Genomic DNA, 25,430 nt, shown 5'->3' on the forward strand with positions numbered 1-25,430 from the left:
GGAGTAGGGGGAGCAGGGGAGCAGGGGAGTAGGGGAGCAGAAGAAATAAAACAACGGACAACTGACTCTTGTACAGACGCGATTCATCGCGTCTCTACTTCTAACTCAGCACTCAGCACTCAGCACTCAGCACTCAAAAATCTTCTGTTTCGGGAATTGGGAAGATTTCGCCAGCCAAGTAAGCCTGAAAGTGTTTTTGAAAGTACAACCAAGAAGTCATATCTTCACCTTCTAGATAAGCTTTTGGAGCTTGCTTATATAAAGGAATGCGATTATTAATTTCATCTTGCAACAACTGAGGTAATTCTGTTAAACCACCGACTTTACCTCCTGTAGCACTGTAGATGAGATTACCAGGGCGATCGCCCATCTTCATCCAAGGAAGCCACTGACCAATCCGATCCCAACTAAGTCTGAGTTGAGAAACTGAAAGAAGTTCTGAGTTAAATAAATCTGCGGTTGGCACTGTCAGTTTAAATAATTCCGCTGCCTGATATGTTGCATAAGGGCTATATTCAGCAAATTTCGGATCTTCTGCCAGTAGATTGGGGTAAGTGGGAAAAATATCAAAAACAAAAGTTGTAGTATCACCTTCTACATGGGCGGGAAATTTACCCTGAAACTTACCCTGCACCGGATTATTGGCAACGTGTATTACTGGTACGATCTCACCTGTCCAGGGATTTTCCCATTTCCGCAGCATTTCACCTGTCTCAGGGTCAAGGTAGTAAGTTAGTTCTCTAGAAGTAAAATACCAGCTACCTTCTGCTATGGGAATGCACCTACTAATACTTAACCCCAGGATCTTAAATAGAAGTTTTCTTTTCTCTGTAGGGATAAAACTGTAAATCTTACCTGTCCACATGAGGAATGTGGATTGACTAGGGTCAAGAGAGGAACGAGTTTTCACCCAATGCAGGGCATCTAATTCTTGAATTTGGGCAACCATCTACAGCATCCTTTATAAACGATGAAGTACACTACTTCAGTCTCAAAGCCAAGCATCAAGCCAGTTTCACTTCCCAATTCTGCTGTATATCTCAATCGGGATTACAGGAAGTTAAATGAGGTGTGTTTCTAACAATTTCTCAAGTGACTTTGAAATCGCCGATTGAGCCTAACAAATTACGAATTAGTATTAAGTACCTTCTTTGTGGGTACGTAATTGCTCAACTATATAATTTTCTAGTTCTTGCCTTTCTCGATTACTGGCTTGGCGCTGATAGTTTTTTCCTGTTTCTTGAACGAATTTACGTTTTTCGCTTTGAGAAAATTTTTGTTTAGTTCCTGCTCCCTTGGTTTTATTTAGTTCATCCCAAGTCTTTTCCCCCACGGTTTCGCCTAGTTTAACCAGAGCTTGAGGCAGTAATATTTTTGCTTCTCTTTTGAAATCATCATCTGTTTCCAGAGAGGTTAAGTCTACATTGCTGAAATCAATATCGATTTGAAACTTACTCATTTTTTTAGGGCAGCTAAAAAGAGATTTTCTGGATTAAAATTTGGTGACTGTCACACTAATGCCAGAATCAAGTCGAGGAACCTTGAAATATTCTATGGGTTCGGCGTTACTTTGAGAACTTTGATGATTTGTTGGCTTTTGGCATTGCTTGAAGATAGCAGACGGATCGTTAATTAAATCAAAAGGAGTAATCTTTTTACATTCTCCTTGGCGTGCTGAACCAATTGAGCCAGCGATTTGTCTAAAATTGCTTGTTCGGTCGAGAGTATTACTTGCTCCTGTATTAATGGTAATTGGTTTAGTGACTAAAGCAGCAGCTTGAGCGCCATCAGCGATCGCCGGAAGAATCTCCTCTTCACTAGCATTAGCAGGATAAGCCAGAGCGAAGGGTGCGATCGCAACAAGTAAAGCTAGAAGCGAACATTTCATAATTAAACCTCTAAATCAGGTATGCGGGTGCAATTCCATGTTATCCGCAGCAAATACTTATTTGTCATTCGTAATCACGCGAGGACTCGCGCTTCACTGCGTAACTTAATTTATACTTAAGAAATTTATCCGAATTTGAAGAATGATTGCGACAAATGAAAAGTTTAAAATAGCTTTTGCTAAATCTTTCACAATCGCATTATTTGCTACAATTTTGCCAACTAAAGCAAGACAGTAGCTCCAAAATTTAAAATCACAATTGGTATAAATTACCGCGACAAGCTCTGAAAATATTTCTTCTTTACCTTACTGTATAGCTGTTGGACGAGTAATTTTGTCAGATGACCTTTTGACAAGCTTTTAATATTAGATTCATAATGTGCTTTGTGGTCAAAAAAATCGTTTAATTCATTTACGATCGCTTGAAATCGCTGAATAATATTTTCAGTCCGATGCTCTGCAAAAAACTCTTCGGGTAAAGTTAGGGATACTGAAGATTTCAGAACTTTGAGGATACGTTGCACATCATATTCTTTTGAGTATGCAGCAATTTTGTAGGAATTAAATCCCGGATCTAAGTAATCCGAGAGTCCACCGTTAACACTAGAGAAGACCTGACAACCACAAGCAAGAGCTTCCATCGGTTGCAGCCCGAATCCTTCACTTACACCTCTTTGTGCCCAATACTCAGCAGAATCATAAAGGTAAATTTTAGCCCGATTAAAGAGTCCGGGTAAATCTTCTACATAGGAATCAACAACACATACTTGACATTGCTGTTGCAATGTTGGAATTAATTGTTTAATTAAATACTCAGAAGATTTGCGAGCTTGAACTAAAACATCAATATCCCGTTCGAGATGCAGATTTTGAAATTCGTTACTAATTTGATTAGGCAAATAATAGATTGGAGAATTAGGAGATTTTTGCCCCCAATATCCCATTGTATTGCGGCTAACAGTGACGATTGGGATACTCGCAGGCAGTTGGAAATTGTAACCCGCACTGTGGGCATGATAAACGACATTGTAGGATTTGAGCTTGGTAACAAGTTTAGCGATATCAAATCCCCAACTAATCACAAAAATTACATTATCTAAATTGTCTTCTAAGAGCAAATCGTCTATAAATAGCTTGCCTGTTTCTCGTTGACGATAAGTTACAACATCAGCACTACAAATCTGTTGAGCGAGATGCATTGTTTTCAACTCTGCCCAAAGACCACCACAGGCAAATTTACCGTCAGTTCCAGGGAGTAAAAAGTAAAGTTTTCTCATTACACAATTATTTCAAATGTATGAACGCACAGACATGTAGCAGTTAGTTAGTGTTGCATTTTTGTGGGATAATTTTACTACTTTTGTGGATGAGCATCTTGCCCGTCTTTAATATTTTGGGGCGGACAGAATGCCCAACGTTACTTGCTAGTATTACAATTTCGCTTGCGCTGTGGGAAAAGTAGAGTAAATTTTCCTTTCCCTGTTTACTTTCACCAAAAAAGTTGAATTAGAGTATTTAGGCTGGCTTCACCGTTTGCCACAAAGTATCAACTTCAGATGGCGTATATGCGTCTGCCGATGCCGCAGTAGTCATGTCAGCAAGCCGCCCAGCCAGAAATGTACGTGCAACCTTAATGAGTTCGTCATCTGGATAGCAGCGATGCACCCATATACCAATATCTTAGGTATCAATTCCGTCTGATTTTACTTGAAACACAACTTTGTGAAAAGGCTCGGTAAAGCCCGGTCGATGCTGGTTACGAAGTACTTTCTTCAGGCTGATATGGGTATCAAAATGCATGACTGTTTCCTTCTATACTCAAGATTATAAAAAAGCAAAAATTAACAAAATCTTTTACTTTTCACTCTTTCCAGTTTACTTTGACAAAATGTGCTTCGCGCCCCCAAACATCGTGTGTACGGGTGATATTTTCAATTGTTAAATTAAAGGGAATAGCAGTTGTTAAGTACCGCTGTGCCATAGAACCTAAATCAGGTGAAATTTCAGCGGCTGTTGTAGCTGCTACGCCCAAACCTATCAGTTGTTCGATTGGTCGAAATGGCAGTAAAAAATATACACCCATCGCTAATCCAGCAGTCAATAGCATCGCTACAGATAAATTTGTACCGCAGCGAGGATGTACGGCTAAATCCCACTCACCACTAGTCAGGCGATGTAGACCTAGTGTGACTGCACGCCGTAAATCACTGATGTTTACTTCACCATAGAGGTAAAATCCCTGTTCAGTAGACAGCCCGCCTAATAGTTCGTTATCTACTTGAACCTTGGTGAGTAGTGTGGGATTATGAGGGCTTTTTGATTCACTTAGAACCCAAACTGTAGCATGTTCTAGGGCGTGAACCTGCCGTAGCATGATAATTTCTTTCAACCCTGGAACAAACGATAGATTCTTAAGTAAATCGGCATCTTGCGTGGGTTGAGGTGTAGTCAAATCAAACTTAAAAAAGTCAAAAATAGACAAGCTACTTTGAACAGAAGCAGAAGTATTCATAAGAACACTGCTCCCCTAGTCGATGGAGCAATATAGATTTCTTACAAATGTAGCGCTTGAGGCAGTGGATTGTTGCTAATTTTTGTTGATGATTGAAAAATATCTATGCTAGGGGGCTGGAGGGTGGAGAGTAAGAGCAGAGGGGTAGGGGAGCAGAGGGACACAGGAGACAATTATCAGATAATTTATCTCCATCCCCCTCATCCCCCTCATCTCTCTAATCTCCCCATTCTCTTTTTCACAGCAATGAGAATTTACGCTATCAATTCACACAAAAATAAAGGCGTGAGGAGGAGAACAATTAGTAAACCGTTAAAATTGGCGCTTGCTGCATACCAGACGAAATTTATCGCAATACTAGATGCGATCGCTAGCGTCTGCCAAACGCTATCGACCAATCTCTATTCGCAAACGGCCTAATCGTTCTGGTTGGGCAATGGACAACAATTGACATCATTCAAGCAGACTTTGCCCCACTGCAAAGCCCAGCGGACAAGAGCCACTCGATTGTCCGTTTGGGTTTTGGTGAGAATATTGCTGATATGGTTATCAACTGTTCGCTTGCTAATTTCCAGTTTCGCTGCAATCTCTTGGTTAGTTAAGCCAGCGGCCACTAAGTCGATAATTTGCAGTTCTCTGTCTGACAGACTAACAGGGGTCTGAGACTCGCCACCAGCCATGACTTATTCTATCCTCCCTTGGTATATGTACTTAATCGCTCTCTCTAATTCTAGAAGATTCTTTTGTTGTAGGCGTTTCAAGTGTTAACAGTAATGCAATTGACAATATTTTCTTTAGATTTCAGTTGAATGGCAATATAAACCAGTATTAGTAACAATAAGTACTATTTTGGAGATAAAAATTACATAACTACTGAGATAAAAAAACAGAAAATTAGATGATATGTACCTTTTGGTAGTAGCAAAACTTGCTATTTAATTCTATTAAAACTGACGACAGAAGAGTAAAGAGTGTTATAGATTTTATACTGGAATTTCTAATTCAACATCGAAAATTTAATATCTAGAATCAGATGAGCAATCCCCGTGTTTTGTGCCTCGGTGAAATTTTATTTGATTGTTTAGCCGATCAATTGGGGCTAAAGTTGGAAGAAGTAAAATCTTGGACTCCTTATCCAGGAGGAGCACCAGCTAATGTAGCTTGTGCTTTGGTAAAGTTGGGAACGACCGCAGGATTTATCGGAGCTGTTGGTGAAGATGAACCAGGAAATGAGCTAGTCAAGTTATTACAAGAAGTAGGTGTCGATATAACTGGAGTGCAGCGCCATCCCACAGCACCAACGCGACAAGTTTATGTGACGCGGGATCTAGCGGGCGATCGCACTTTTGCTGGATTTGGTCAGTATGATACCACTGAATTTGCCGATACTCGTCTGCAAGTCAAACAATTACCAAATTTGCTGTTTCAAGAGGCAGATTTTCTGGTTTTGGGTACTTTAGAATTAGCCTATCCTGAAAGCGAACAGGCAATTAACCGCGCTTTAGAACTAGCAGAACAATACGATTTAAAGATTGTGCTAGATGTAAATTGGCGGCCTGTGTTTTGGAAAGATGAAAACACTGCTCGACAAAAAATTCAAGCCGCATTTAAGCGAGTCGATTTTCTCAAACTTGCCAAAGAAGAAGCCCAATGGCTATTTGATACCACAGATCCAGGAGCTATCACTTACCGTCTAGATTCAGTTGAAGGAGTGCTAATTACAGATGGAGAAAACGGTTGCTCTTATTGCTTGGGTGAAAATGAAGGCATATTACCATCTTTTTCTATCTCTGTAGTTGATACAACTGGTGCGGGTGATAGCTTTCTCGCAGGTTTTATCAACCAGCTAGCTCAACAAGGTATCCAAAAATTAAGAGATGCAGAAATAGCAAAACAAATTGTGACTTATGCTAGTGCTGTTGGGGCGCTGACTACTATCAAACCAGGAGCAATCGCATCCCAACCTACTACCGCTGAAGTTGAAGCTTTTCTAGCGACACATCACCTTTAGAAACTCATACACCAGCCTGACTTTTCACGGGAAGTCCTCAAACTCTTGTTAAGGCTGGGGGTAGGGGGTAGGGAAAACAAGAAAGCCGGACTACACCCCACACCCCACACCCTCGCTCATGCGTCCACATACCGTGAAAAGTCAGATACACCAGCTGGGATATCTGCTACTAACGGCTGATACTCCCAGCTTGAGAATGGACGAAAGCCCTCATGCCATTCTGCGGTCATATTGCATAATAAACGACTAAGTAAGTATATAAAAACTCGGTTAATTGCTCCTCAATCACAAATAATGGTTTACCAAACAACATTGATATACATGACTGCAATTACGCGGATCGTCTGAGATTGCCAATTAGCAAATACCGCAAAAACACGGTTACATTAGATTATGCTTTTAAGGAGAATTACACTCATTCAAGTTATGAGGATGTAGTTATGACCTATTGTGCAATATCGAATATCCAACTCAACCTAGAAAAAACACAACAAATAGGATCTCAGCCATTAGAGACAAGTGTACTTGCAACAGATAATGATTTGGTAGCTTTAGCTGAAAAACTTTCAGAGTTGGAAGTTCCGTTAAAGGTTTTGTTGCAAGCTCTAGCTATTGCTGCTTACGATAAAGCAGCAGCTTATCGCTACGCTGATAATTATTTAAATAATCTCAAAAAGCAGGAACAGCTATTATTAGAATCTTCTTCTAATCTCAGAGATAGTTAAACTTTAAAGGAATATTTAAAATTTGATATCTCAAATTCTTAACTATTTTAATAAATATGTTTGGTGAAGATATCAAAATATATAGCCGTAGTCACATTAGGACAGTTGCGATCGCTAAAAGCCATAAAGCAACTGGGTTTTTACTCAGCACTCATAATTCAACACTTTGTCATATCATTTAGACATATGTGTTAAATATGCTATTTCATTTTTTAAATGATACTAATACAGTAGTAAGAGAAAAGAGCCTTCTCATACAGCTTATTTAAAGAATACGCCTCTCAAATTTCTTGTATATTTATCAAGCTTTTGGTAAATTATTAATACATGAAAAACTACAATTTTTGACAAATTTAAAAATTAAAGACATCAATAGAGAAACTAAATGGCACATTCAAGTTGGGAAAGCAAAAACAAATTTCTTTACCCTTACAATCGCTATTACGGTAAAGTCAAGCCAGAAAACTTAATATTCAATGCAAATCTTCAAGAATTTGCTCAAAAAATTAGCTTCATTACTAATCTAGAAACAGGTGGAAAACTCTCTCCTGAAGAAGCTTACAATCAAATTGAGGCGTTGTGGGAGCAGTTAAAAAATAGTAAAAAAAAGCTGAGGATTGGAATGGATGATTATAGTTAAGTGCGAAAAATTGTATTCCGACAAAAGCAGTAAAAAACTGGGAGCTAGAGCTATCAATCTTTGAGGCTGAGAAGTTGCAATGCTATTAGTGCTCCTTTCACCAGGTTATCAGTTGAATAAGTAGAGTAGTAACTGTTATTCTATTTTGGCTAAGTTAACGCTGCTGTATCGTCAATTTCCGTTTCGTGGGTGGGGCAAGGCTTTAATTTTTGCCATTTCATGCTGTTTAGTCGTTATCCCTTACTTCCCTTGCTCTTTTCCAGAATCCAAGATATTGTTACTACAGCAATGCTTTGTCGTATCTTTTGCTACAATCTCTGGCACTGGATCGTAACCGCCCGGATGAAATGGATGACAACGCAAAATTCGCCTAATTGCCATCCATCCGCCACGCCACGCGCCAAATCTTTCAATTGCTTGAATAGCATACATAGAACAAGTTGGTTGAAAGCGACAAGTCGGCAGGAACATTGGCGAAATAAACATTCTGTAACCTCGAATCAGACTAATGAATAATAATTTCATTGCAGTTACCCATATCTTATAAATTAGAAACAAAGGTAAAAAATCCCTATCCTGTAACATCGTTGTTGACTTTAGTTGCCGATTTAAGCTTTATTCCACCCTTATGGCTGCAAATTATCATAGTTGCAGCTTGGGTATCACTCATCCTCTTAATTGCTTGGTTAGTCAAGCGTTTTGCCACAGACGAACCAGAAATAGTACGTAAGATAGTTCACATTGGCACTGGCAATGTAATTTTGCTGGCTTGGTGGTTAGACATGCCTGCTAGTGTAGGTATTACGGCTTCAATTGTAGCGAGTGCTATAACTTTGTTGTCATATCGATTCCCCATTCTTCCTGCAATTAATAGTGTAGGCCGCCAAAGTCTAGGAACTTTTTTTTATGCTGTCAGTTTTGGTATCTTAGTCGCTTGTTTTTGGTACTTGCGCCAGCCTCAGTACGCAGTTATCGGAATTATGGTGATGACATGGGGAGATGGATTAGCAGCCCTAATTGGGCAAAAATTTGGCAAACATAAGTATCAAGTCTTAGGAAGTCAAAAAAGCTGGGAAGGCTCGTTAACTATGACCGCAGTCAGCTATGCTGTCAGTAATTTGATTTTGCTGGGTGTAGAAGGAAATGTGTGGCAAAGCTGGGTAGTATCATTGGCGATCGCTTTAGTCGCTACTGCTTTAGAAGCTGTATCATTTTTGGGTATTGATAATTTGACAGTTCCTTTAGGTACTGCTGCTTTAGCGTTTGCGTTAATTGAGCTATTGTCTTTTTAATTACAAAAACAGGGTGTGGGGTGTAGGGTGTGGGGTGTAGGCGTTTAAATAAAAACTTCAGTTGTGAGTAACAGCACCGTTTAAAAAAAGATGTTTTTCGAGATACGTAGTGAACCAGCGCTGCAAGAAGGCTTCCTTATGTATGCGACTGGTGTTAGCGTAGCGTTAGCGAGCTTGCGAGCGTCACCCGAAGGGTACGAGAAAAACAGTGTCCTTGTTACAATCCCACATTTTAAAACGTGGGTTCCCCACACTCGTTGCGCCACCCCCTACACCCTTTGAATGATATAGCAAAGTGCTGAGTGCTGAGTAACAAGAAGATTACTCAGCACTCTTGATTTAATTTGATGGGCCATTTTCTTGGCGTAACGGCTGAGTGCGATCGCTAGTAGCAATCAAAGCCTAACGATTTTTTAATGATTTATCAGTAAATAACTTGATTTTTTGTGAAGATTTTTCAAGCTATACCTTAAAATTGTTTATCATCGCCACTATCTTTAGACATATATTTAGGATGACAGTTATACCTTTTTCTCAGCCGCTATTGCGAGATAAACAAGAAGCTTTAGATTTTCAAGACTTGCAAGGTCTATTACGTCTTGAATTGAAGATTGGCAAGATTAGACTGTTTTCGGGATTTTATACCCGTATAGATCAAGTATTTATCCTTTGGGGTCTAATATGTGCGGGTATATTTGTGACAGCTCAATTTCTACCCATCAGTTGGTATACACAAGCAATTTGGTGGTCAGTCCTTACCTTTGTCGGCACGATTGCTATGGTGGTTTTGACTTGGTTTTGGGTGAGTGTAGAACGGGTACGTTGGCTAGTTTATTCTTGGATAATTTTGATGGTTGGGGGTATTGTTCTCACTGACGCAAGTATTTTTCTTTGTTGGGGAGAAGTATTGATGCGTTTGTGTCCGTTGTGGCTGGGATTAAGCAGTATTGGTTATTTATGTACAGCACTAGCATTGCGATCGCGGGCCTTTTTACTAATAGCACTTATCCATCTATTAGCAGGTGCAGTTATTCCCTGCTTTAGTCAATGGCAGTTTCTCGCCACGGGCGTAGTAATGGCAATCAATTTACTGATACTAGCAGAGTTGCAGTGGGATATGCGCCCCCCAATTGACAACGATATCTTAACACCAGAACAAAAGCTGTTTAACAAACAGCAACACCAGCGTCGGCAATTAGCTGTTTGATAAATTTTCCGCAATAACATAGGACTTATGCATGAAGACGAAAAATCAAGGGTTTGGGTCAAGATGCAAAGATATGGGGTGTAGGTGTTCAAAACCTTTACACGAATGGCACGCTTGTTAAGCAGAAATCATTAATATTAATGGTTTTGGGGTGTAGGGTGTGGGGTGTGGGATGTGGGTAACTCTGAAGAAGTAACCTCTGTTTTACCCCTAACAAATGAAACCCATATGCCCTAACCACTACTAATATCAAGTTCGCTTAATTACTTATAATTCAAAATTCTCCCTTGTCCCCGCGTCCCCGTGTCCCTGCGTCAGCCCTAATTATAAGCATTCATCCGAACATGATATTAGTTGGCTAAAATCTGGAAGTATCTATTTAAATTCTTCAAATAGCTTCAGAAATACCAAATATTGACTATACCCACTCTTAGGGTATGGATATATCTACAGAAAATCAAAGATTTAATATCTACTTTGAGAAGTAAATGTACAGGTTGAATTTCTATCTCTGGATTTATGAATTCCTGACAAACAGTGCTTATAGTTGGTTACTTAGGTGGTCTGTCCACCCGATCGCGTAATGAGGCAAAAAATCATGTCACATCAAATAATTGCAGATGTATTGTTTATCACCTTATCTGATAAGCAACATAAATTTTTAGTTGGCAGTACTAATTCAGATATGAGTAACTTTAACAATTAGTACAGCACGGCATAAACCAAATTATTATACCTTGCAGTCAGCCGCTATGCGCCAACAAAATAGCGCAAAAGCTACATAATAAAATTCTTTTGATGACTTTCAAGGTAGCATTAATAGCAACTTTAGATGAGACAATCATCTTTAATATCCAAGGCAGCACTCACAAACTTCCTTGGCTAGAATAATGCAATCAACAGTGGATTACAAGATTTTTTATGCTTGTATGGAGTCATTCATACAGGCATTACAGACTTAGATTTTGCAATTAGCCCATAACAATTGTTATAGGTGAAATGGAAATCATCTATAACAGTAGAAACTTTTGCCTATCTAAGTAGAAACTATCGCTGCGTGAATTCATAATTACTTTTTTGCAAGGGTTTCAGATACTTCAAATGGGTAGTTTATTTTCGCTGTGCTGTACTAACTAAATGCTGCAAACAAAACTAAATCTGCGATTCAATCGCTACAATCCTTTTTTTGGATATGGAAAGGGGGTTGGAGGAAGTTATTACTACTCGCTCAACGTAAGTGAGGACTTTGAGGGAGTTTGAGCTTTTTCCTCCGTTTTCTCAATGCGTTGCCCGCATTTGAGACTTGAGAAAGATAATTTTTAAACGTCGTACATACCCTTCTCGTTCCCCTTTTTTGATTATAAACCATTGTCAACAACGAACGCGGCTATTTTTAGCTGCATTTGTTACCGTTTCACGACATGAGGGATGAGGGGGATGAGGGAGAATAACTTCTGACCTGCGACTTGCGACTTCTGCCTTCTGCCTTCTGATAACTGACAAACCCTATTAAAGGTGCAGTGCTGTGAACATCCTACGCCAAGAAGAAAACAATTTCTGGCATAGTTTAAATGAACCGATTCTAGAGCAGTTGCCTGTAATTGAGGCTAATGAGTTTCTCCCCCATATTGGTAAATGGACAAATATTGGTGGGGGCGTACTGTTAAGTATCTTTGTGGCAGGAATTAGCCTGACATCTATTCTCACTTACAAAGTTACAGTTAAAGTCCCTGCAACTATCAGACCTGTGGGAGAACTGCGCTTTGTTGAATCTGTAATTACTGGAGCTGTGCAAAAGATTGAGGTTAAAGAGAATCAAGTAGTAGCTCAGGGAGAAGCGATCGCCTATGTTGATGATTCCCGCCTGCGGACTCAAAAAAGTCAATTAGAAAACAATAGTCGGCAGACTCAATTACAACTAAATCAAATTGATGCTCAAATCGGTGAAATCAATACTCAGATTGCAGCCCAGACAAGCTTAATTAACCGGACAATTATCGCTGCACAAGCTGAGTTACGTGGTACTCAACGCAACTATGAAGATGAGCAAATTAAAGCCACAGCAGATATGGCACAAGCACAAGCAGCTTTGACATTAGCTAAGGTGCAACGAGACAGATTACAGCGAGAAAAACTCTTAACAGCAACCTTGCAAGAAACAGAAGCAGGCTTAACCTTAGCTAAAGTCCAACGAGATCGATTGCAGCGAGAAAAACTCTTAACAACAACCTTACAAGAAGCAGAAGCAGGCTTAACCTTAGCGAAAGTGCAGCGAGACAGATTGCAGCGAGACAAAGTTTTAACAGCAGCCGTGCAAGAAGCGCAAGCAGCTTTGACATTAGCTAAAGTGCAGCGCGATCGCTTGCAGCCGATAGTTGCATCGGGAGCTATTTCTCGCAATTTCTTTGAAGAAAAAGAACAAGCAGTCAAATCGGCTGATGCAAAGCTAGAAGAGGCGAAAGCTAGCGCTAAAAATCTCGTAGAGGAAAAAGAACAAGCAATCAAATCGGCTGAGGCAAAGCTAGAGGAGGCGAAAGCTAACGCTAAAAATCTCGTAGAGGAAAAAGAACAAGCAATCAAATCGGCTGAGGCGAAGTTAGAAGAGGCGAAAGCTAACGCTAAAAATCTCGTAGAGGAAAAAGACCAAGCCTTGCAAGTAGCGCAAACGAACCTAGACAAGGCTAAAACTGCGATCGCTCCTAGTAACGCTTCCGTAACTGTGGCGGCTGAAAAAATTAGGCAAGAACAAGCACAAGGTGAGGCTACCTTAGCCGCTTTGAAAAAAGAAAGAGAAACTTTGTTACAGCAGCGCCTAGAATTCCAAAAACAACTCGATCGCACTTCCAAAGAACTGCAACAAATACAAAACGACTTGAATCAAAGTGTGATTCGAGCGCCGATCGCAGGTACTTTATTACAATTAAAACTTCGCAACCCCGGACAGGTAGTACAACCGAGTGAAGCCATTGCTCAGATTGCTCCTCTTGATGTGCCAATGCAAATCAAAGCTCAAGTGCCAGCTCAAGATATTGATAAGGTAAAAGTCGATCAACAAGTGCAAATGCAGGTTTCTGCTTGTCCTTATCCAGACTATGGCACTCTCAAAGGGACTGTTAAAACAATTGCACCAGATGCTCTACCAGTCGAAAAAAACAATGCAACTCCAAGCACTTCAGAGGTTAAAGCTTATGAAGTAACTATTGAACCACAAACTATGTATGTGGGTAAAAGCAATCGCCAGTGTCAGCTGAAATCTGGGATGGAAGGCAGAGCTGATATTATCTCTCGTCAAGAAACAGTACTCCACTTCCTTCTTCGTAAAGCAAGATTAATCGCAGATATCTAGGAGAGTCAGTTGTCAGTTGTCAGTTGTCATTAGTCAGAAGGCAGGAGGCAGAAGGCAGGAGGCAGAAGGCAGAAGTCGCAAGTCGCAAGTCGGAAGTTATTCTCCCTCACTCCCTCATCTCCCTCATCTTCCTCATCCCCCTCATCTCCCCCTACCCCTTATCCCTTTTACCTCATTGGTTTGCACCATGTTTGGTTTATTCAAACTCCAGAAAAATTACCAGTGCGTTTTACAGTTGAGTGAAGAAGACTGTGGAGCAGCTTGTCTAGCTTCGATTTGCAAATATTACGGACGCTTCTTAAGCATCAATCGCAGCCGAGAAGCTGTAGGAACTGGACAGCTAGGAACAACTATGTTGGGTCTAAAACGTGGTTCTGAGGCTTTAGGTTTTAATACTAGGGCTGTGAAAGCTTCGCCGGCAATTATAGACAGAATCAAAGAAGTTCAATTGCCAGCAATTTTACATTGGCGAGGCTACCATTGGGTTGTTTTATATGCTCAACGAGGCAAAAAGTACGTCATTGCCGATCCATCTGTGGGCATTCGTTATGTCAATCGAGAAGAGTTAAAAACAGCTTGGAATGGGGTGATGCTCTTACTAGAGCCAATAGAAAGCTTTTTTGAGCAGCCCCAAGAACAAGCAAAGGGTGGCTTAGGACGCTTTTTTCAGCGCATTTGGCCTTATCGTGGGTTGCTTACTCATGTCTTAATCATTAACGCTGTCCTCGGCTTACTGGCTTTAGCTACTCCCGTCATGATTCAACTCCTTACAGATGATGTTTTGGTGCGTGGAGATACCCAGTTACTCACAGTTGTAGTAACAGCTGTTGTGGTGATGACTTTATTTAGTAGTAGTCTGCGAATACTGCAAGGTACAATGATTGCTCACTTCGGGCAACGGCTGCAATTAGGGCTTGTCTTAGAGTTTGGGCGAAAAATTCTGCAATTACCTTTAAGTTTTTACGAAGCCCGCCGTAGTGGCGAAATCACTAGCCGATTGCGAGATATTAATGAGATCAATCAGTTGGTATCGCAGATTGTGGTTCTTTTACCTAGCCAGTTTTTCGTTGCAGTGGTTTCTTTCTGTTTCATGTTGTTTTATAGCTGGCAACTAACATTAGCAGTTGTTCTCTTCGGTATTTTAATTACCCTCTCTACATTGCCTTTTTTACCCGTTTTACAACAAAAAACCCGCAATCTTTTAGTCTTAGGAGCTGAAAATCAAGGTGTTTTAGTAGAAACATTTAAAGGAGCACAGGTATTAAAAACCACAAATGCGGCTCCTCAATTTTGGGATGAATTTCAAAGCCGTTTTGGTCGCCTTGCTAATCTCAATTTCACCACTATTCAAATTGGAATTATCAACAATACTGTTGCTAGTTTGCTGACTACCATCGGTGGTGTCGTTTTACTGGGGCTAGGAAGCATCTTAGTCATTCAGGGGGAATTAAGCATCGGTCAAATGCTAGCTTTTAATACTTTACAAGTTAATGTTTTGAATTTAATTGATTCCTTAGTTGGCTTAACAGATGAGTATTTTCGTTCGCAGACAGCTATATCTCGACTTTTAGAAGTTATTGATGCTACTCCGGAAGTAGTTGGAGGTAGTCAAAAACCAATTGCACAAATTCCTAGTAATGCAGATATTTGTTGTTCTCATATCACGTTTCATCATCCTGGCAGAGTTGACTTACTAGAGGATTTTTCTATTAACTTGCCTGGGGGACAAGTTATTGCTTTGATTGGTAAATCTGGTTGTGGCAAAAGTACTTTAGCAAAAATAATAGCAAGTTTATATCAACCGAATTCTGGCAATATCCGTATAGGTTTGTATAACATGCAAGACCTTTCTTTAGATTGTTTGCGACAACAAGTAGTTTATGTACCTCAAGAACCTCATTTTTGGAGTCGCTCGATTGTAGATAATTTTCGCTTAGGTACGCCTTACATTGCTTTTGAAGAAATTGTCAAAGCTTGCTATATTGCTGATGCCGATGGCTTTATCAGTCAACTTCCAAATAATTATCAAACTGTTTTAGGAGAATTTGGAGCAAATCTCTCTGGGGGACAAAGACAAAGACTAGCGATCGCTAGAGGAATTCTCACCGATCCACCCGTACTAATATTAGATGAAGCAACAGCGGGACTAGACCCAGTTAGTGAATCTCAAGTGATGGATCGGCTTTTGGAATCTCGAAAAGGTAAAACTACAATTTTAATTACCCATCGTCCCAGTGTAGTTAATCGTGCTGATTGGATTGTGTTAATAGATAAAGGTCAAGTGCAAATACAAGGTACTTTAGAGACTTTTACCTCGCAACCAGGAGAGCATTTACAGTTTTTATCAGTATGAAATTTCGCTTTCATGACTCGATAGTTACTCATTTAAACCGAGATTTTTAATAAGTGAAATAAAATAGATAGCTATAGAGACAAAAATACTTTGTCTCTACAATCTTGTGTATATATCTAATTTTTAATGTTTAATTATCTAGTTGTAATGAATGGAGTATGAATCAAAGTTTTTCTAGAAATGCAATTAACTCAAATCTTGTATTGTTAGCTTTTATTGAAAATATCTAAAAAATATCATGAGCCAAAAGAAATATATTCCTTGATAAAAAATATAACCTGAGAATAATTTAAAATATAGACTAATTGTTAATAATAAAAGCGTAGGTGATCAGCACCTATTTACGTAAGTGAGGTAAAAAATTATGTCCATACAAATGATGTCTGATTTACTTGAGGATTTATCCACAGAGCAACAACAAATTCTCGCTGGTGGAACTAAAGCACCTGATGAAGAAGGCGGCGAAGAAGGTCGTCCAGAAGATGATGAAAGTGACAATAATGGAAGTTCTCCCTTAATTCCCATTGGAGGCACTCGCCTTTACAAAATTAGGAGCAGAAGCCTCGTTCGCGTGCGAAGACTACGCTAAACTTAGCAATTCGTCAGAGAAGATAAGATTCTCACAACTTTCTCTCAACAAATTAGGTTTTGAGTAAGTTGAGATAGTCTCCTATATTCTCTTAAGAGATTAAACCAATCACTTAGGAATCAGAAAGGAAAGTACTATAACAAGCACTTTCCTTTCTCTTCTCTCCTGACTTCAAATGCAAATAGTTTTGATTAGTTGATGAACATATATTTACGGCATAACTCAATGTAGTAGCCGTAAATTTGTATAAACCGAGGAATTTTTCTGTACGAAATTGAGGTAATCAATTATGTCAGATCGAATCATCACATCTAATTTGCTGGTGGCATTATCCACAGAACAACAGCAACTTCTAGCTGGAGGTCGCAACTTTAGTGTTGGCAACCGTGGCTTTGGTGACAACAATGATGAAGGTGACTTCGGTGGCTTTGGTGAAGATGAAGGTGACTCCGATGAAAGCGACCTTGGTAACAACACGAGAAATATTCGCTTGAGATCGGGAAGTCTCCGGTTAGGTGGTGGGGACAACTTTAGTGGCGGTGGCTTTAGCGATCGCAGGGGAATTACTTTCTTGAAACTTACATTTTTTTCAAGATAAATCAGTCCAATAATCGTAATTTGTGTAAGTGAGGCAATCAATTATGTCAGTTCAATCCATCCAACCTGAATTATTTGTAGAACTATCTACAGAACAACAACAGCTTATATCTGGCGGACAATTTGGTAGATTTCCTGGAGGTGGCGGCGGACAGTTTTCTCAAGGTACACCCGATATTACTGTCCGTGGTGTTCTCACTGATTCTAGCGGTCAAAGTTTTCCTGTCCGTATTTTAGGCTTCATTGCTCAATAAACCCTAATTGCTAATTTTAGCAATTAGCGATCAAAAAAGACGCGTATAACTGCCTCAAAATAAATTTATGTTTTGAGAAAGTTTACGCGGTTAAGCATCTTCTTCTAAGGTTTTACATGAAAGAGCCAAATAGCAGAAAGTAAAGTACTAGCTGTAGTCTTTAACTTTCTGCTTTCCTTTTTTTATAGATACAAATATTTTGATATACAAACAAATATTAATTCATAAGTTTAATGAAAGGCGATCGCAGGCTAAAGCTACAGAACTAATTAAATTTGTTCAAATAGCCAAGATAATTTTTTATTGTTAATTACTCATCTAATTATAATTAATTTGTAACACTAACAATCATCATCGAAAGTATTAAATTTATTTTTTTATGTTTATAACCTTAGGATAATTTAGGAGATATAAAAGTCCTTTAAAAATAAAAGAACAGGAATTACACACTATGTTTTTCATAAATACATATGCGTGTAAAACCTTTGTAAGTAAGTGAGGTAAATAATTATGTCAGAGCGAATCAAAAAAGATGATTGCCTTGTGGATTTATCTACAGAACAACAGCAGCTTGTAACTGGAGGATTCTTCGGTTACGGTTATGGCGGTTATGGTAGATTCGGCGGCTATGGCCCCTTTGGTGGTTATGGCGGTTATGGTCGTGGTTTTGGCTATGGTTATCCTTTCTTCTAAATCTGCAAAGTATAACGCTTCTGGCAGACTTACTTTTTGTACGCTCAAGTAACGGATATCCTTGCGCCTCTAAAAATAACCACAACATAGCTTCTAGGTTTTGTTGTTGGTATGTAGAAGGCATAAACGACAGGAAAGTGTAAACTAGCCTTTGGGCGTGGGCAAGAATTGAAACTATTGTTCTTGCTTAATTTATATATATTTCACGCCCTTTTTTCTCATATTTTACCTCATGAATGCAAATACCTCTGTTCTCAGTTATGCTGACTTCTCTTAATTTCTAATTTGTACTGGCATGGCTAAATAGATCATTTTCAAACCACCCAGTGGCGTAAAAATTACTGGAGTCAGGTTTTGATTTAAATGCATTTGAATTTCCGAAGATGGCAAGGCTTTTAAACCTTCCATTAAATACTTGACATTAAAAGCAATTTCTATATCTTGTCCAGATATTTGTGCTGGCATTGACTCTCGGCCGCTACCCATTTCCTGAGCTTCGCAAGATAAGGTAAGCTCTTGGGTGCTGCTATCAATAGTGAGTTTAACAATATTATTTTTCTGGTCGGCTAATACGGCAATTCGCTCCAAAGTACTTAAAAATTGTCGTCGTTCAACGGTTACTTGTCGCTCAAATTGTCGGGGAATAAGTTGCCGATAAGCAGGATACTGCCCTTCTAAGGTACGGGTGGTCAAGCGTTGATTTTGCCATGCAAACACAACTTGACCTCGATCTAAATATAAGGCTATTGATTCATCCGTAGCAGTATTATGAGCTAACATACGTTCTAATTCGCGTAAAGCCTTAGCTGGTACTGTAACCTCTAGTTGACCGCTATCTCCAAGGGGACGCTCATTAATGGTTTCTACCACTGCTAAACGATGTCCATCGGTTGCTGCAAATTCCAACGTGTCTTCTTTAACTGTGAGATGCACTCCCGTGAGTACTTGCTTTGTTTCATCGCCACTGGTGGCAAATAACGAACCTCGTAATCCTTCAATTAATGCAGCGGTAGTCAGATGCAGAGGTTCAGTATTTTCAATTATAGGTAATTCCGGAAACTCCTCCGCTCCCATTGCTCGCACTTGGTAATGTCCACTCTTGGGTGTGAGTGTGACAATTAAACCTTCTCCTGTTGAGGTTTCAGTTTCTAGTACAGATTCATCGTCTAGGGTAATTTCTCCTTCTGGAAGACGAGAGATAATATCTACAAGCAGTTTTGCCGGAAGTGCGATCGCGCCTCCTTGCCATATATCTGCGTTAAAGCTGGTACGAATACCTAAACTGAGATCGAAGGCTGTTAAACTTACTTGGCTAGTTTGAGCATCCGCTTGCAGTAGCACGTTGGCAAGTACCGGATGAGTCGGTCGTGACGGTACTGCACGACTGACGAGTGAGAGGTTTGTACTAAGGTCGCTTTGGGCGCAAACTAATTTCATAGTCAGATTCAGCTAGCGATCGACTATGGTAGCACTTTAGCTGTCATGTATGATCTGTTAACTGACCTCAATCAATAAATATCTCTAGAAATGATGTCAGGGCGAACGTAACAGCGCCCCTACTAAAGATTTCGGGCAACGCAGAATTAATTATTACCAGATGTCTATTAATAACAACCCAAATGCGATCGCATAGTTTGACAGCCCAAAATAAAATTTCAGGTTGATGTTGCGTTACATAGTATTTACAACGTTACCTTAAATAAGTACCCCAAAATGAAATCAACACACACGAATTTATACCGTTAGATATAAGTTATTCTCAATCCATTGGGTAGATGAATAGCTAAATGTATGTAACTTAAGCTTAGTTACATTACTGAATCAACTTCTACGTTGAAAATATTGTTTGTATAACATTTATTGCAAACTATATGATGTAGCAGTATCGAAAATATCTCTTCACTTAAAATTAAAAATATTAAATATGTAAATCCAATGATGTCCAGCCAAATCATTTTTAATGAATGTATTTCTTAGAGCAAAATTAAAGGAGTAAACATGTTCAAAATTGTTTTTTTTGTAATCAAATAGGCAATATCAAAACTTAATCAGAAATAAGTCAAAAATAGTTTAGTGGTGATAATACCTGAAAATAGGTTTTATGAAACTGCTTATCGTTGAAGACGATCGAGATATGGCAGCAGCTCTTACCACTTCCCTGGTAGCACAGCAGTTTACGGTCGATACTGCTAGTGATGGTCGATCGGCATTGGAGCTAGCTGAAGCGATAGAGTATGACTTGATCGTGCTGGATGTGATGCTGCCGGAGAAGGATGGCATCCACCTGTGTCGTCAACTGAGGGAAAAGAATCAGCAAGAGCCAATTTTGTTGCTTACAGCCAAGGTGGATGTGGCAGATCGGGTGGCGGGTTTTGAGGCAGGAGCTGATGATTATGTTACCAAACCCTACGAGCTATCGGAATTGCTGGCTCGGATTCGGGCATTGCTGCGGCGGCGCGGCACACTATTAACAAAAGTATTTTGCTGGGGTGGGTTGCAGCTCGATCCGAATAACTGTGAAGTGACCTGTCAAGATCGACCCGTACATCTCACGCCTAAAGAATACAAACTGCTGGAGCTATTTTTACGGCATCCGCGCCGGATTTTTGACCGACGGACTTTGCTCGATCGCATCTGGTCGATTGATGAATATCCGGGTGAAGAAGCTGTAACAACCCAAATTCGTGGGTTGCGGCGAAAACTCCAAATGGCAGGGCTGAATGCCAATCCGATTGAAACATTGTATGGGCTGGGGTATCGGTTGAAACCTGTGCCAGAGTTGCAGGGAAGCAGGGGGGCGGGGGAACCTTTCAAGGGTAGGGAAGTAGAATCGCAGAATTGTTCTAGAGAGTTGTTGGCTTCTGAATCTAGTACTGCTATTGATGCACAGGCAAAAACAGCGGCGGCGATTCAGCAGATGTGGCAGGAGTTTCAGTTGCGGTTGCAGGGACAATTGGCAAAGCTGGAAGAAGCGATCGCCCACCTCTTTACCAACACGCTCACTTCTGAGCAGCGGCAGCAGGCTCATAGCCTTGCCCATAGGCTAATTGGCTCTTTGGGGGCATTTAGCATTCCGCAAGCGGCAGAACTTGCCCGCCAAATTGAATGCACTCTAAAAACACCTACAACTGCTGTGCAATCAGAGGAAGCAGCTCAACTAGCATTGCTGTTTCAGCAACTAAAGCAAGCCACCCAGCAACTACCCACTTTTTCTGCACCATTGCCTACTTCCTTGGAAAGATGCGGCGAGCAGTCTGTTGCTTTGGTTCCCAAAATTGAAGGAACTGCCTTGTTTGCAGGAGTTCTCTACGAGAACGCCAACAGACAGTTCGCTCAAATCGGCAGACCGGCTGACCCGGTTATCTTTGCCAACGCGCTGCCTCAAAAATCTTCGCACGCAACTTCTTTCCATGTCCTTTTCAAGCCCACCAACTCCCAGGTGTTGTTGATTGATGACGACACAGACTCAATCGAACGAATGCAGGCAGATGCACCAAACTGGGGCGTTCGCCTAGAAATTGCCACCGACCTCACCATCGCCCGCCAACGCCTTCAGTACATTACACCCGATGCGATCGTGTTGGATGTGAGTTTTCCTAATACCAGCGACAACAGCTTGACCCTGCTGGCACAGTTGAAGCGCCAGTTTCCTAGCATTCCCGTCCTGGTATTAAGCAAACAGGGCGATTTGACCAAGCGCGTGGAAGTCACCCATCTGGGAGCTAACGCTTTTTTGCAAAAGCCTGCTACACCCACCGAAGTATTTCAGGTCGTTACTCAACTATTTAAACGGATTGATGCGATCGCTGCCAAAGTGCTGATGGTAGATGACGATCCGGAATTTTTGAGTTTGTTGCAAGCCCAACTGCAACCTTGGGGCTTTCAAGTCACCACTTTGGCAGACTCCAGCCAGTTCTGGCAACTTCTGGAAGCAACGACTCCTGACTTACTATTGCTAGATGTATTTATGCCGAGGTTCAGTGGCATTGAACTGTGCCAAGTAGTCAAGAACGATCCGCGCTGGAGTCAGTTACCTGTATTATTTCTTTCAGCTCGTGCCGATGCCGATACCTTGCATCGAGCATTTTCTGTGGGGGCAGATGACTACATCTTAAAGCCGATTGTGGAAGCAGATTTGATTCAGCGAATTTTGAATTTTAATCGCTGAGATTTCTGTTGTTAGGTTTACGTATACTAAGCTGCTGCACTTACAAGTTGTTTAATAACCATTTGAGGTAAAAATAAAGAACGTTATCAGTAGACCTATGAGCAAAAGTAACTTTTGCACTCTTGTGGGTAAAGGGACTCATGTTAAAGGTAAAAGGTTTTTTATTCCTTTCCCCTTACCCTTTTACCGACTTCTGCAAGAAGTCTAGTCAATTTCAGTAGAATTTTTATTATGTCCTCTTATGTAAATCGATGCATTCTAGTGATAGACGATGAACCTGACCTGTGCCGCGTTGTCAAGATCGCTCTAGAACAGCTCAAAAGTTGGAAAATCCTTACCACCGAATCTGCACAGGCAGGACTGGCACAAGCGCAAACGCAACAGCCCGATGTGATTTTACTCGATTTAACGTTGTCTAATGGAGATGGACTGTCCCTGCTGCAAAGCTTAAAAACCAATTTGACTACGCAATCAATTCCAGTAATTTTGTTTACCGCAACAGAACCATCATCTGATTCACTCAATTTTGACCCTGCTAACGTTGCCGGAGCCATCCTTAAACCGTTCAATGTTTTGCAACTGGCCGATCGGATTATTGAACAACTAGGGTGGTGATAGCTAATTTTAATAAGCGATCGCTAATAGGGGAATCCGACAAAGCTGTAATAGGTTGCCTCACGTGTCATATTCTATTTTGAGGTGATACGCGAATACTTCGCATTCTAATTAGCTAAATTTCTTGATGAAATTATTGAGGTAAATATCGAAGTTGCTTGGCGATCGCCCCAAATATACAGTTAAGATTGCTATCACAAATCTAGAATTTTGTTAAATTATTATATGATTTTTTTAATTTGAGTCTTTACAGTGATATGTAAAGCTCGTATTTGCTTTTGACGAAGCTAAATACACTTTTATTACTTCTTTAATGTTCCTTATTCTTAGTCTCTATGAATAATTCAAGAATCAAATCTGATAAGTAGGTAGACATCAGTAAATGTAAAACGCCAACCTGTGAAATTCGCTCATAATTTGGCTTTTTCCTTCTGCCTTCTGCCTCCTGCCTTCTGCCTTCTACTTAGCTATATTTACTAACAATTTTTAAGAAAATTATGTATAAATCAATTTAAATGAGACAATCTAAGCTTTAATCAAGGCAAAGAAAGACATGAATGAGCGTGAAAAGGCTCTGCGGGTTCTTGCAGCTAAACGCTGGCAAGTATCCCTGCTTTTAAGTGGAGCCATGATGTTTATTTACTTTGGGTTTATCTTACTAATTGCATTTAATAAGCCTTTGTTGGGATCGTTGGTGATTCCTGGGCTGAGTCTAGGTATTTTATTAGGAGCATTAGTAATTGTCTCAGCGTGGATACTAATTTTTCTTTACGTGCGTTGGGCGAATAATTATTATGACAACAAAATCGCCCAGTTGACAGATCGAGAAATTAGTCCTTAGAAAATTTTCATCCAAAATCCAAAATATCAAATCTTAAATGAGCATGAATCATCTTTTGTCAAATCTGCTGCTAGCAATAGATATTTCTAATTTCGGTCGCTTTAATCCTTTGGCGATCGCTTTCTTTATTTTCTTTGTAGCAACTTCCCTTGGTATTACATTTTGGGCAGCAAAGCTGACTAAAAATACATCCCATTTTTATACAGCGGGAGGAGAAATTAGCGGTTTCCAAAATGGGCTAGCTTTAGCAGGAGACTTTATGAGCGCAGCTAGCTTTTTAGGCATTGCTGGACTAGTAGCTCTAAACGGTTTTGACGGCTTAATTTATTCTATTGGGTTTTTGGTAGGCTGGCCAATTGTCATGTTTTTAATTGCAGAACCGCTGCGAAATTTAGGTAAGTATACTTTTGCAGATGTTATAGCTTATCGATTGCAACAAAAGCCTGTACGAATTGCAGCAGCTATTGGGACATTGGCAGTTATCAGTTTTTATTTAATTGCCCAAATGGTAGGAGCTGGAGAACTAATTAAGCTACTATTTGGCTTTGATTATGAATTGGCTGTAGTCATCGTTGGTTGTGTGATGATGGCTTATGTAATTTTTGGTGGGATGATAGCTACTACTTGGGTACAAATTATTAAGGCAGTTCTCTTATTAGGTGGAACAATTTTACTAACTGTTTTAGTATTAGCCCAATTTAATTTCAACCCAATGGCTTTGTTTGCGGCTGCTGCTGATAAATATCCAGGCGTATTAGCTCCTGGGAAGCAAGTTTCAGACCCACTTGATGCTATATCTTTGGGGATGTCGTTGATGTTTGGTACGGCTGGATTACCTCATATTCTCATGCGTTTTTATACAGTACCTGATGCGAAAACAGCGCGGATATCTGTTACTTACGCCACAGCTTTGATTGGTTTATTTTATCTTCTGACCTTTATTTTGGGTTTTGGTGCAATGGTATTAGTAGGTCAAGATGCAATCAAGCAAATTGGCACTGGTGGTAATATGGCTGCGCCAATGTTAGCAGACTTTCTCGGTGGTGATGCTTTCTTGGGCTTTATTGCGGCTGTTTCCTTTGCCACAATTTTGGCAGTAGTGGCAGGGTTGACACTCTCAGGTGCAGCAGCTTTATCTCACGATTTGTGGGTGAATGTAGTGCGTTCGGGTCATGCTAATGAGTCAGAACAACTAAAGGTAGCTCGCGGTGCAACAATGCTTTTAGGACTGATCGCAATAGTATTAGGTATTCTCTTCAAAGGGCAAAATGTTGCTTATATGGTAGGATTAGCATTTGCGATCGCTGCCAGTGCAAATTTTCCCGCTTTATTGCTTTCAATGCTTTGGCGACGTTTTACTACTAGTGGTGCAGTAGCAAGTATGTTGGTAGGTACTATTTGCGCTCTAGTATTGATTTACTTTTCGCCTACTATTCAAGTTACAATTCTCAAGCACGCTACAGCACCTTTCCCTCTAAAAAATCCTGGATTAATTACTATTCCGCTAGCATTTATTGTCGCAATTGTTGTATCTCTACTGACCAAAGAACAGCAGGCACAGGAAAAATTTACAGAAGTTGAAAATCGGATTCATATTGGTTCCTAGGTTAAGAATTCAGAATGAATTCTGTACGAAGCCGCGGATGAATAATCGGCGTTTTTGCACCCCCACCAAATTGAAAATTTGGTGGTCTTCAAT

Annotated in this window: 25 protein-coding genes; 16 read left to right on the top strand and 9 right to left on the bottom strand. The window is 40.1% G+C overall.

Annotation, left to right across the window (positions count from 1 at the left end; all coding sequences use genetic code 11):
• Positions 1 to 133: 133 nt before the first annotated feature.
• The 7 genes from I8752_RS25290 to pedR form a co-directional block, all read right to left on the bottom strand.
• Positions 134 to 949, bottom strand: coding sequence for a DUF1838 domain-containing protein (locus I8752_RS25290; protein ID WP_214434990.1), 816 nt, complete (start codon positions 947 to 949; stop codon positions 134 to 136).
• A gap of 189 nt (positions 950 to 1,138) precedes the next feature.
• Positions 1,139 to 1,459, bottom strand: a complete 321-nt coding sequence (locus I8752_RS25295) for a hypothetical protein (RefSeq protein ID WP_214434991.1) — start codon at positions 1,457 to 1,459, stop codon at positions 1,139 to 1,141.
• Between the two features lie 33 nt (positions 1,460 to 1,492).
• The gene (locus tag I8752_RS25300; protein WP_214434992.1) at positions 1,493 to 1,888 is read right to left on the bottom strand and encodes a hypothetical protein; all 396 of its coding nucleotides are present in this window, start codon (positions 1,886 to 1,888) and stop codon (positions 1,493 to 1,495) included.
• A gap of 269 nt (positions 1,889 to 2,157) precedes the next feature.
• Positions 2,158 to 3,165: a glycosyltransferase gene (locus I8752_RS25305; protein WP_214434993.1), complete on the bottom strand. Its 1,008-nt coding sequence runs from the start codon at positions 3,163 to 3,165 to the stop codon at positions 2,158 to 2,160.
• Between the two features lie 238 nt (positions 3,166 to 3,403).
• A complete protein-coding gene (locus I8752_RS25310; RefSeq protein WP_214434994.1) occupies positions 3,404 to 3,553 on the bottom strand; it encodes a hypothetical protein in 150 nt (49 codons plus the stop codon).
• Positions 3,554 to 3,749: 196 nt separating this feature from the next.
• Positions 3,750 to 4,400 carry a DUF6391 domain-containing protein gene (locus tag I8752_RS25315; protein WP_214434995.1) on the bottom strand — a complete coding sequence of 217 codons (651 nt, stop codon included), beginning with the start codon at positions 4,398 to 4,400 and terminating at the stop codon, positions 3,750 to 3,752.
• Positions 4,401 to 4,816: 416 nt separating this feature from the next.
• A complete protein-coding gene (gene pedR, locus I8752_RS25320) occupies positions 4,817 to 5,080 on the bottom strand; it encodes a photosynthetic electron transport-dependent transcriptional regulator PedR (RefSeq protein ID WP_214434996.1) in 264 nt (87 codons plus the stop codon).
• Positions 5,081 to 5,433: 353 nt separating this feature from the next.
• On the opposite strand from pedR, the gene I8752_RS25325 reads away from it, so the two are divergent.
• The 4 genes from I8752_RS25325 to I8752_RS25335 all read left to right on the top strand — a co-directional run bounded on the left by I8752_RS25325 (position 5,434) and on the right by I8752_RS25335 (position 7,776).
• Entirely contained in the window at positions 5,434 to 6,411 is a 978-nt protein-coding gene (locus I8752_RS25325) for a carbohydrate kinase family protein (protein ID WP_214434997.1), read from the top strand.
• 440 nt (positions 6,412 to 6,851) lie between these two features.
• A complete protein-coding gene (locus tag I8752_RS25330; RefSeq protein ID WP_225895901.1) occupies positions 6,852 to 7,136 on the top strand; it encodes a hypothetical protein in 285 nt (94 codons plus the stop codon).
• 56 nt (positions 7,137 to 7,192) lie between these two features.
• Positions 7,193 to 7,318, top strand: a complete 126-nt coding sequence (locus I8752_RS38175) for a hypothetical protein (protein WP_263986144.1) — start codon at positions 7,193 to 7,195, stop codon at positions 7,316 to 7,318.
• A gap of 203 nt (positions 7,319 to 7,521) precedes the next feature.
• Entirely contained in the window at positions 7,522 to 7,776 is a 255-nt protein-coding gene (locus I8752_RS25335) for a DUF7219 family protein (protein ID WP_214434998.1), read from the top strand.
• 240 nt (positions 7,777 to 8,016) lie between these two features.
• Here the strand turns inward: I8752_RS25335 and yidD are convergent, their stop codons facing one another.
• On the bottom strand, positions 8,017 to 8,301 hold the full coding sequence (yidD, locus tag I8752_RS25340; RefSeq protein ID WP_214434999.1) for a membrane protein insertion efficiency factor YidD: 285 nt from the start codon (positions 8,299 to 8,301) through the stop codon (positions 8,017 to 8,019).
• A gap of 62 nt (positions 8,302 to 8,363) precedes the next feature.
• On the opposite strand from yidD, the gene I8752_RS25345 reads away from it, so the two are divergent.
• From I8752_RS25345 to I8752_RS25380, 8 genes are all read left to right on the top strand, one after another.
• Entirely contained in the window at positions 8,364 to 9,068 is a 705-nt protein-coding gene (locus tag I8752_RS25345; protein WP_214435099.1) for a diacylglycerol/polyprenol kinase family protein, read from the top strand.
• A gap of 514 nt (positions 9,069 to 9,582) precedes the next feature.
• On the top strand, positions 9,583 to 10,275 hold the full coding sequence (locus I8752_RS25350) for a hypothetical protein (RefSeq protein WP_214435000.1): 693 nt from the start codon (positions 9,583 to 9,585) through the stop codon (positions 10,273 to 10,275).
• 1,525 nt (positions 10,276 to 11,800) lie between these two features.
• Entirely contained in the window at positions 11,801 to 13,621 is a 1,821-nt protein-coding gene (locus I8752_RS25355) for an HlyD family efflux transporter periplasmic adaptor subunit (protein WP_214435001.1), read from the top strand.
• A 187-nt stretch (positions 13,622 to 13,808) separates the two neighbouring features.
• Positions 13,809 to 15,974, top strand: a complete 2,166-nt coding sequence (locus I8752_RS25360) for a peptidase domain-containing ABC transporter (RefSeq protein WP_214435002.1) — start codon at positions 13,809 to 13,811, stop codon at positions 15,972 to 15,974.
• 364 nt (positions 15,975 to 16,338) lie between these two features.
• The gene (locus I8752_RS25365) at positions 16,339 to 16,563 is read left to right on the top strand and encodes a hypothetical protein (RefSeq protein ID WP_214435003.1); all 225 of its coding nucleotides are present in this window, start codon (positions 16,339 to 16,341) and stop codon (positions 16,561 to 16,563) included.
• A 289-nt stretch (positions 16,564 to 16,852) separates the two neighbouring features.
• Positions 16,853 to 17,161 carry a hypothetical protein gene (locus I8752_RS25370; RefSeq protein ID WP_214435004.1) on the top strand — a complete coding sequence of 103 codons (309 nt, stop codon included), beginning with the start codon at positions 16,853 to 16,855 and terminating at the stop codon, positions 17,159 to 17,161.
• Positions 17,162 to 17,204: 43 nt separating this feature from the next.
• Entirely contained in the window at positions 17,205 to 17,414 is a 210-nt protein-coding gene (locus tag I8752_RS25375; RefSeq protein ID WP_214435005.1) for a hypothetical protein, read from the top strand.
• Between the two features lie 510 nt (positions 17,415 to 17,924).
• Complete coding sequence (locus I8752_RS25380; protein ID WP_214435006.1) at positions 17,925 to 18,107, top strand: hypothetical protein; 183 nt, start codon at positions 17,925 to 17,927, stop codon at positions 18,105 to 18,107.
• Between the two features lie 273 nt (positions 18,108 to 18,380).
• On the opposite strand, the gene dnaN is transcribed toward I8752_RS25380, so the two are convergent.
• Complete coding sequence (gene dnaN, locus I8752_RS25385; RefSeq protein WP_214435007.1) at positions 18,381 to 19,544, bottom strand: DNA polymerase III subunit beta; 1,164 nt, start codon at positions 19,542 to 19,544, stop codon at positions 18,381 to 18,383.
• A gap of 664 nt (positions 19,545 to 20,208) precedes the next feature.
• Between dnaN and I8752_RS25390 the strand changes: the two genes are divergently transcribed.
• From I8752_RS25390 to I8752_RS25405, 4 genes are all read left to right on the top strand, one after another.
• On the top strand, positions 20,209 to 22,275 hold the full coding sequence (locus tag I8752_RS25390) for a response regulator (RefSeq protein WP_214435008.1): 2,067 nt from the start codon (positions 20,209 to 20,211) through the stop codon (positions 22,273 to 22,275).
• A gap of 231 nt (positions 22,276 to 22,506) precedes the next feature.
• The gene (locus I8752_RS25395; protein WP_214435009.1) at positions 22,507 to 22,890 is read left to right on the top strand and encodes a response regulator; all 384 of its coding nucleotides are present in this window, start codon (positions 22,507 to 22,509) and stop codon (positions 22,888 to 22,890) included.
• A 553-nt stretch (positions 22,891 to 23,443) separates the two neighbouring features.
• On the top strand, positions 23,444 to 23,731 hold the full coding sequence (locus I8752_RS25400) for a DUF485 domain-containing protein (protein ID WP_214435010.1): 288 nt from the start codon (positions 23,444 to 23,446) through the stop codon (positions 23,729 to 23,731).
• Between the two features lie 43 nt (positions 23,732 to 23,774).
• The gene (locus I8752_RS25405) at positions 23,775 to 25,337 is read left to right on the top strand and encodes a sodium:solute symporter family transporter (protein ID WP_225895902.1); all 1,563 of its coding nucleotides are present in this window, start codon (positions 23,775 to 23,777) and stop codon (positions 25,335 to 25,337) included.
• The last annotated feature ends 93 nt before the right edge of the window (positions 25,338 to 25,430 follow it).

This window comes from Dendronalium phyllosphericum CENA369 (genome assembly GCF_016056275.1).
Taxonomy (GTDB): domain Bacteria; phylum Cyanobacteriota; class Cyanobacteriia; order Cyanobacteriales; family Nostocaceae; genus Dendronalium; species Dendronalium phyllosphericum.

What these genes read in the sequence shown, in the direction of transcription:
- I8752_RS25290 (WP_214434990.1), bottom strand. Translation starts at nt 949, where the DNA reads ATGGTTGCCCAAATTCAAGAATTAGATGCCCTGCATTGGGTGAAAACT.
- I8752_RS25295 (WP_214434991.1), bottom strand. Translation starts at nt 1,459, where the DNA reads ATGAGTAAGTTTCAAATCGATATTGATTTCAGCAATGTAGACTTAACC.
- I8752_RS25300 (WP_214434992.1), bottom strand. Translation starts at nt 1,888, where the DNA reads ATGAAATGTTCGCTTCTAGCTTTACTTGTTGCGATCGCACCCTTCGCT.
- I8752_RS25305 (WP_214434993.1), bottom strand. Translation starts at nt 3,165, where the DNA reads ATGAGAAAACTTTACTTTTTACTCCCTGGAACTGACGGTAAATTTGCC.
- I8752_RS25315 (WP_214434995.1), bottom strand. Translation starts at nt 4,400, where the DNA reads ATGAATACTTCTGCTTCTGTTCAAAGTAGCTTGTCTATTTTTGACTTT.
- pedR (WP_214434996.1), bottom strand. Translation starts at nt 5,080, where the DNA reads ATGGCTGGTGGCGAGTCTCAGACCCCTGTTAGTCTGTCAGACAGAGAA.
- I8752_RS25325 (WP_214434997.1), top strand. Translation starts at nt 5,434, where the DNA reads ATGAGCAATCCCCGTGTTTTGTGCCTCGGTGAAATTTTATTTGATTGT.
- I8752_RS25330 (WP_225895901.1), top strand. Translation starts at nt 6,852, where the DNA reads ATGACCTATTGTGCAATATCGAATATCCAACTCAACCTAGAAAAAACA.
- I8752_RS38175 (WP_263986144.1), top strand. Translation starts at nt 7,193, where the DNA reads ATGTTTGGTGAAGATATCAAAATATATAGCCGTAGTCACATTAGGACA.
- I8752_RS25335 (WP_214434998.1), top strand. Translation starts at nt 7,522, where the DNA reads ATGGCACATTCAAGTTGGGAAAGCAAAAACAAATTTCTTTACCCTTAC.
- yidD (WP_214434999.1), bottom strand. Translation starts at nt 8,301, where the DNA reads ATGAAATTATTATTCATTAGTCTGATTCGAGGTTACAGAATGTTTATT.
- I8752_RS25350 (WP_214435000.1), top strand. Translation starts at nt 9,583, where the DNA reads ATGACAGTTATACCTTTTTCTCAGCCGCTATTGCGAGATAAACAAGAA.
- I8752_RS25360 (WP_214435002.1), top strand. Translation starts at nt 13,809, where the DNA reads ATGTTTGGTTTATTCAAACTCCAGAAAAATTACCAGTGCGTTTTACAG.
- I8752_RS25365 (WP_214435003.1), top strand. Translation starts at nt 16,339, where the DNA reads ATGTCCATACAAATGATGTCTGATTTACTTGAGGATTTATCCACAGAG.
- I8752_RS25370 (WP_214435004.1), top strand. Translation starts at nt 16,853, where the DNA reads ATGTCAGATCGAATCATCACATCTAATTTGCTGGTGGCATTATCCACA.
- I8752_RS25375 (WP_214435005.1), top strand. Translation starts at nt 17,205, where the DNA reads ATGTCAGTTCAATCCATCCAACCTGAATTATTTGTAGAACTATCTACA.
- I8752_RS25380 (WP_214435006.1), top strand. Translation starts at nt 17,925, where the DNA reads ATGTCAGAGCGAATCAAAAAAGATGATTGCCTTGTGGATTTATCTACA.
- dnaN (WP_214435007.1), bottom strand. Translation starts at nt 19,544, where the DNA reads ATGAAATTAGTTTGCGCCCAAAGCGACCTTAGTACAAACCTCTCACTC.
- I8752_RS25390 (WP_214435008.1), top strand. Translation starts at nt 20,209, where the DNA reads ATGAAACTGCTTATCGTTGAAGACGATCGAGATATGGCAGCAGCTCTT.
- I8752_RS25395 (WP_214435009.1), top strand. Translation starts at nt 22,507, where the DNA reads ATGTCCTCTTATGTAAATCGATGCATTCTAGTGATAGACGATGAACCT.
- I8752_RS25400 (WP_214435010.1), top strand. Translation starts at nt 23,444, where the DNA reads ATGAATGAGCGTGAAAAGGCTCTGCGGGTTCTTGCAGCTAAACGCTGG.
- I8752_RS25405 (WP_225895902.1), top strand. Translation starts at nt 23,775, where the DNA reads ATGAATCATCTTTTGTCAAATCTGCTGCTAGCAATAGATATTTCTAAT.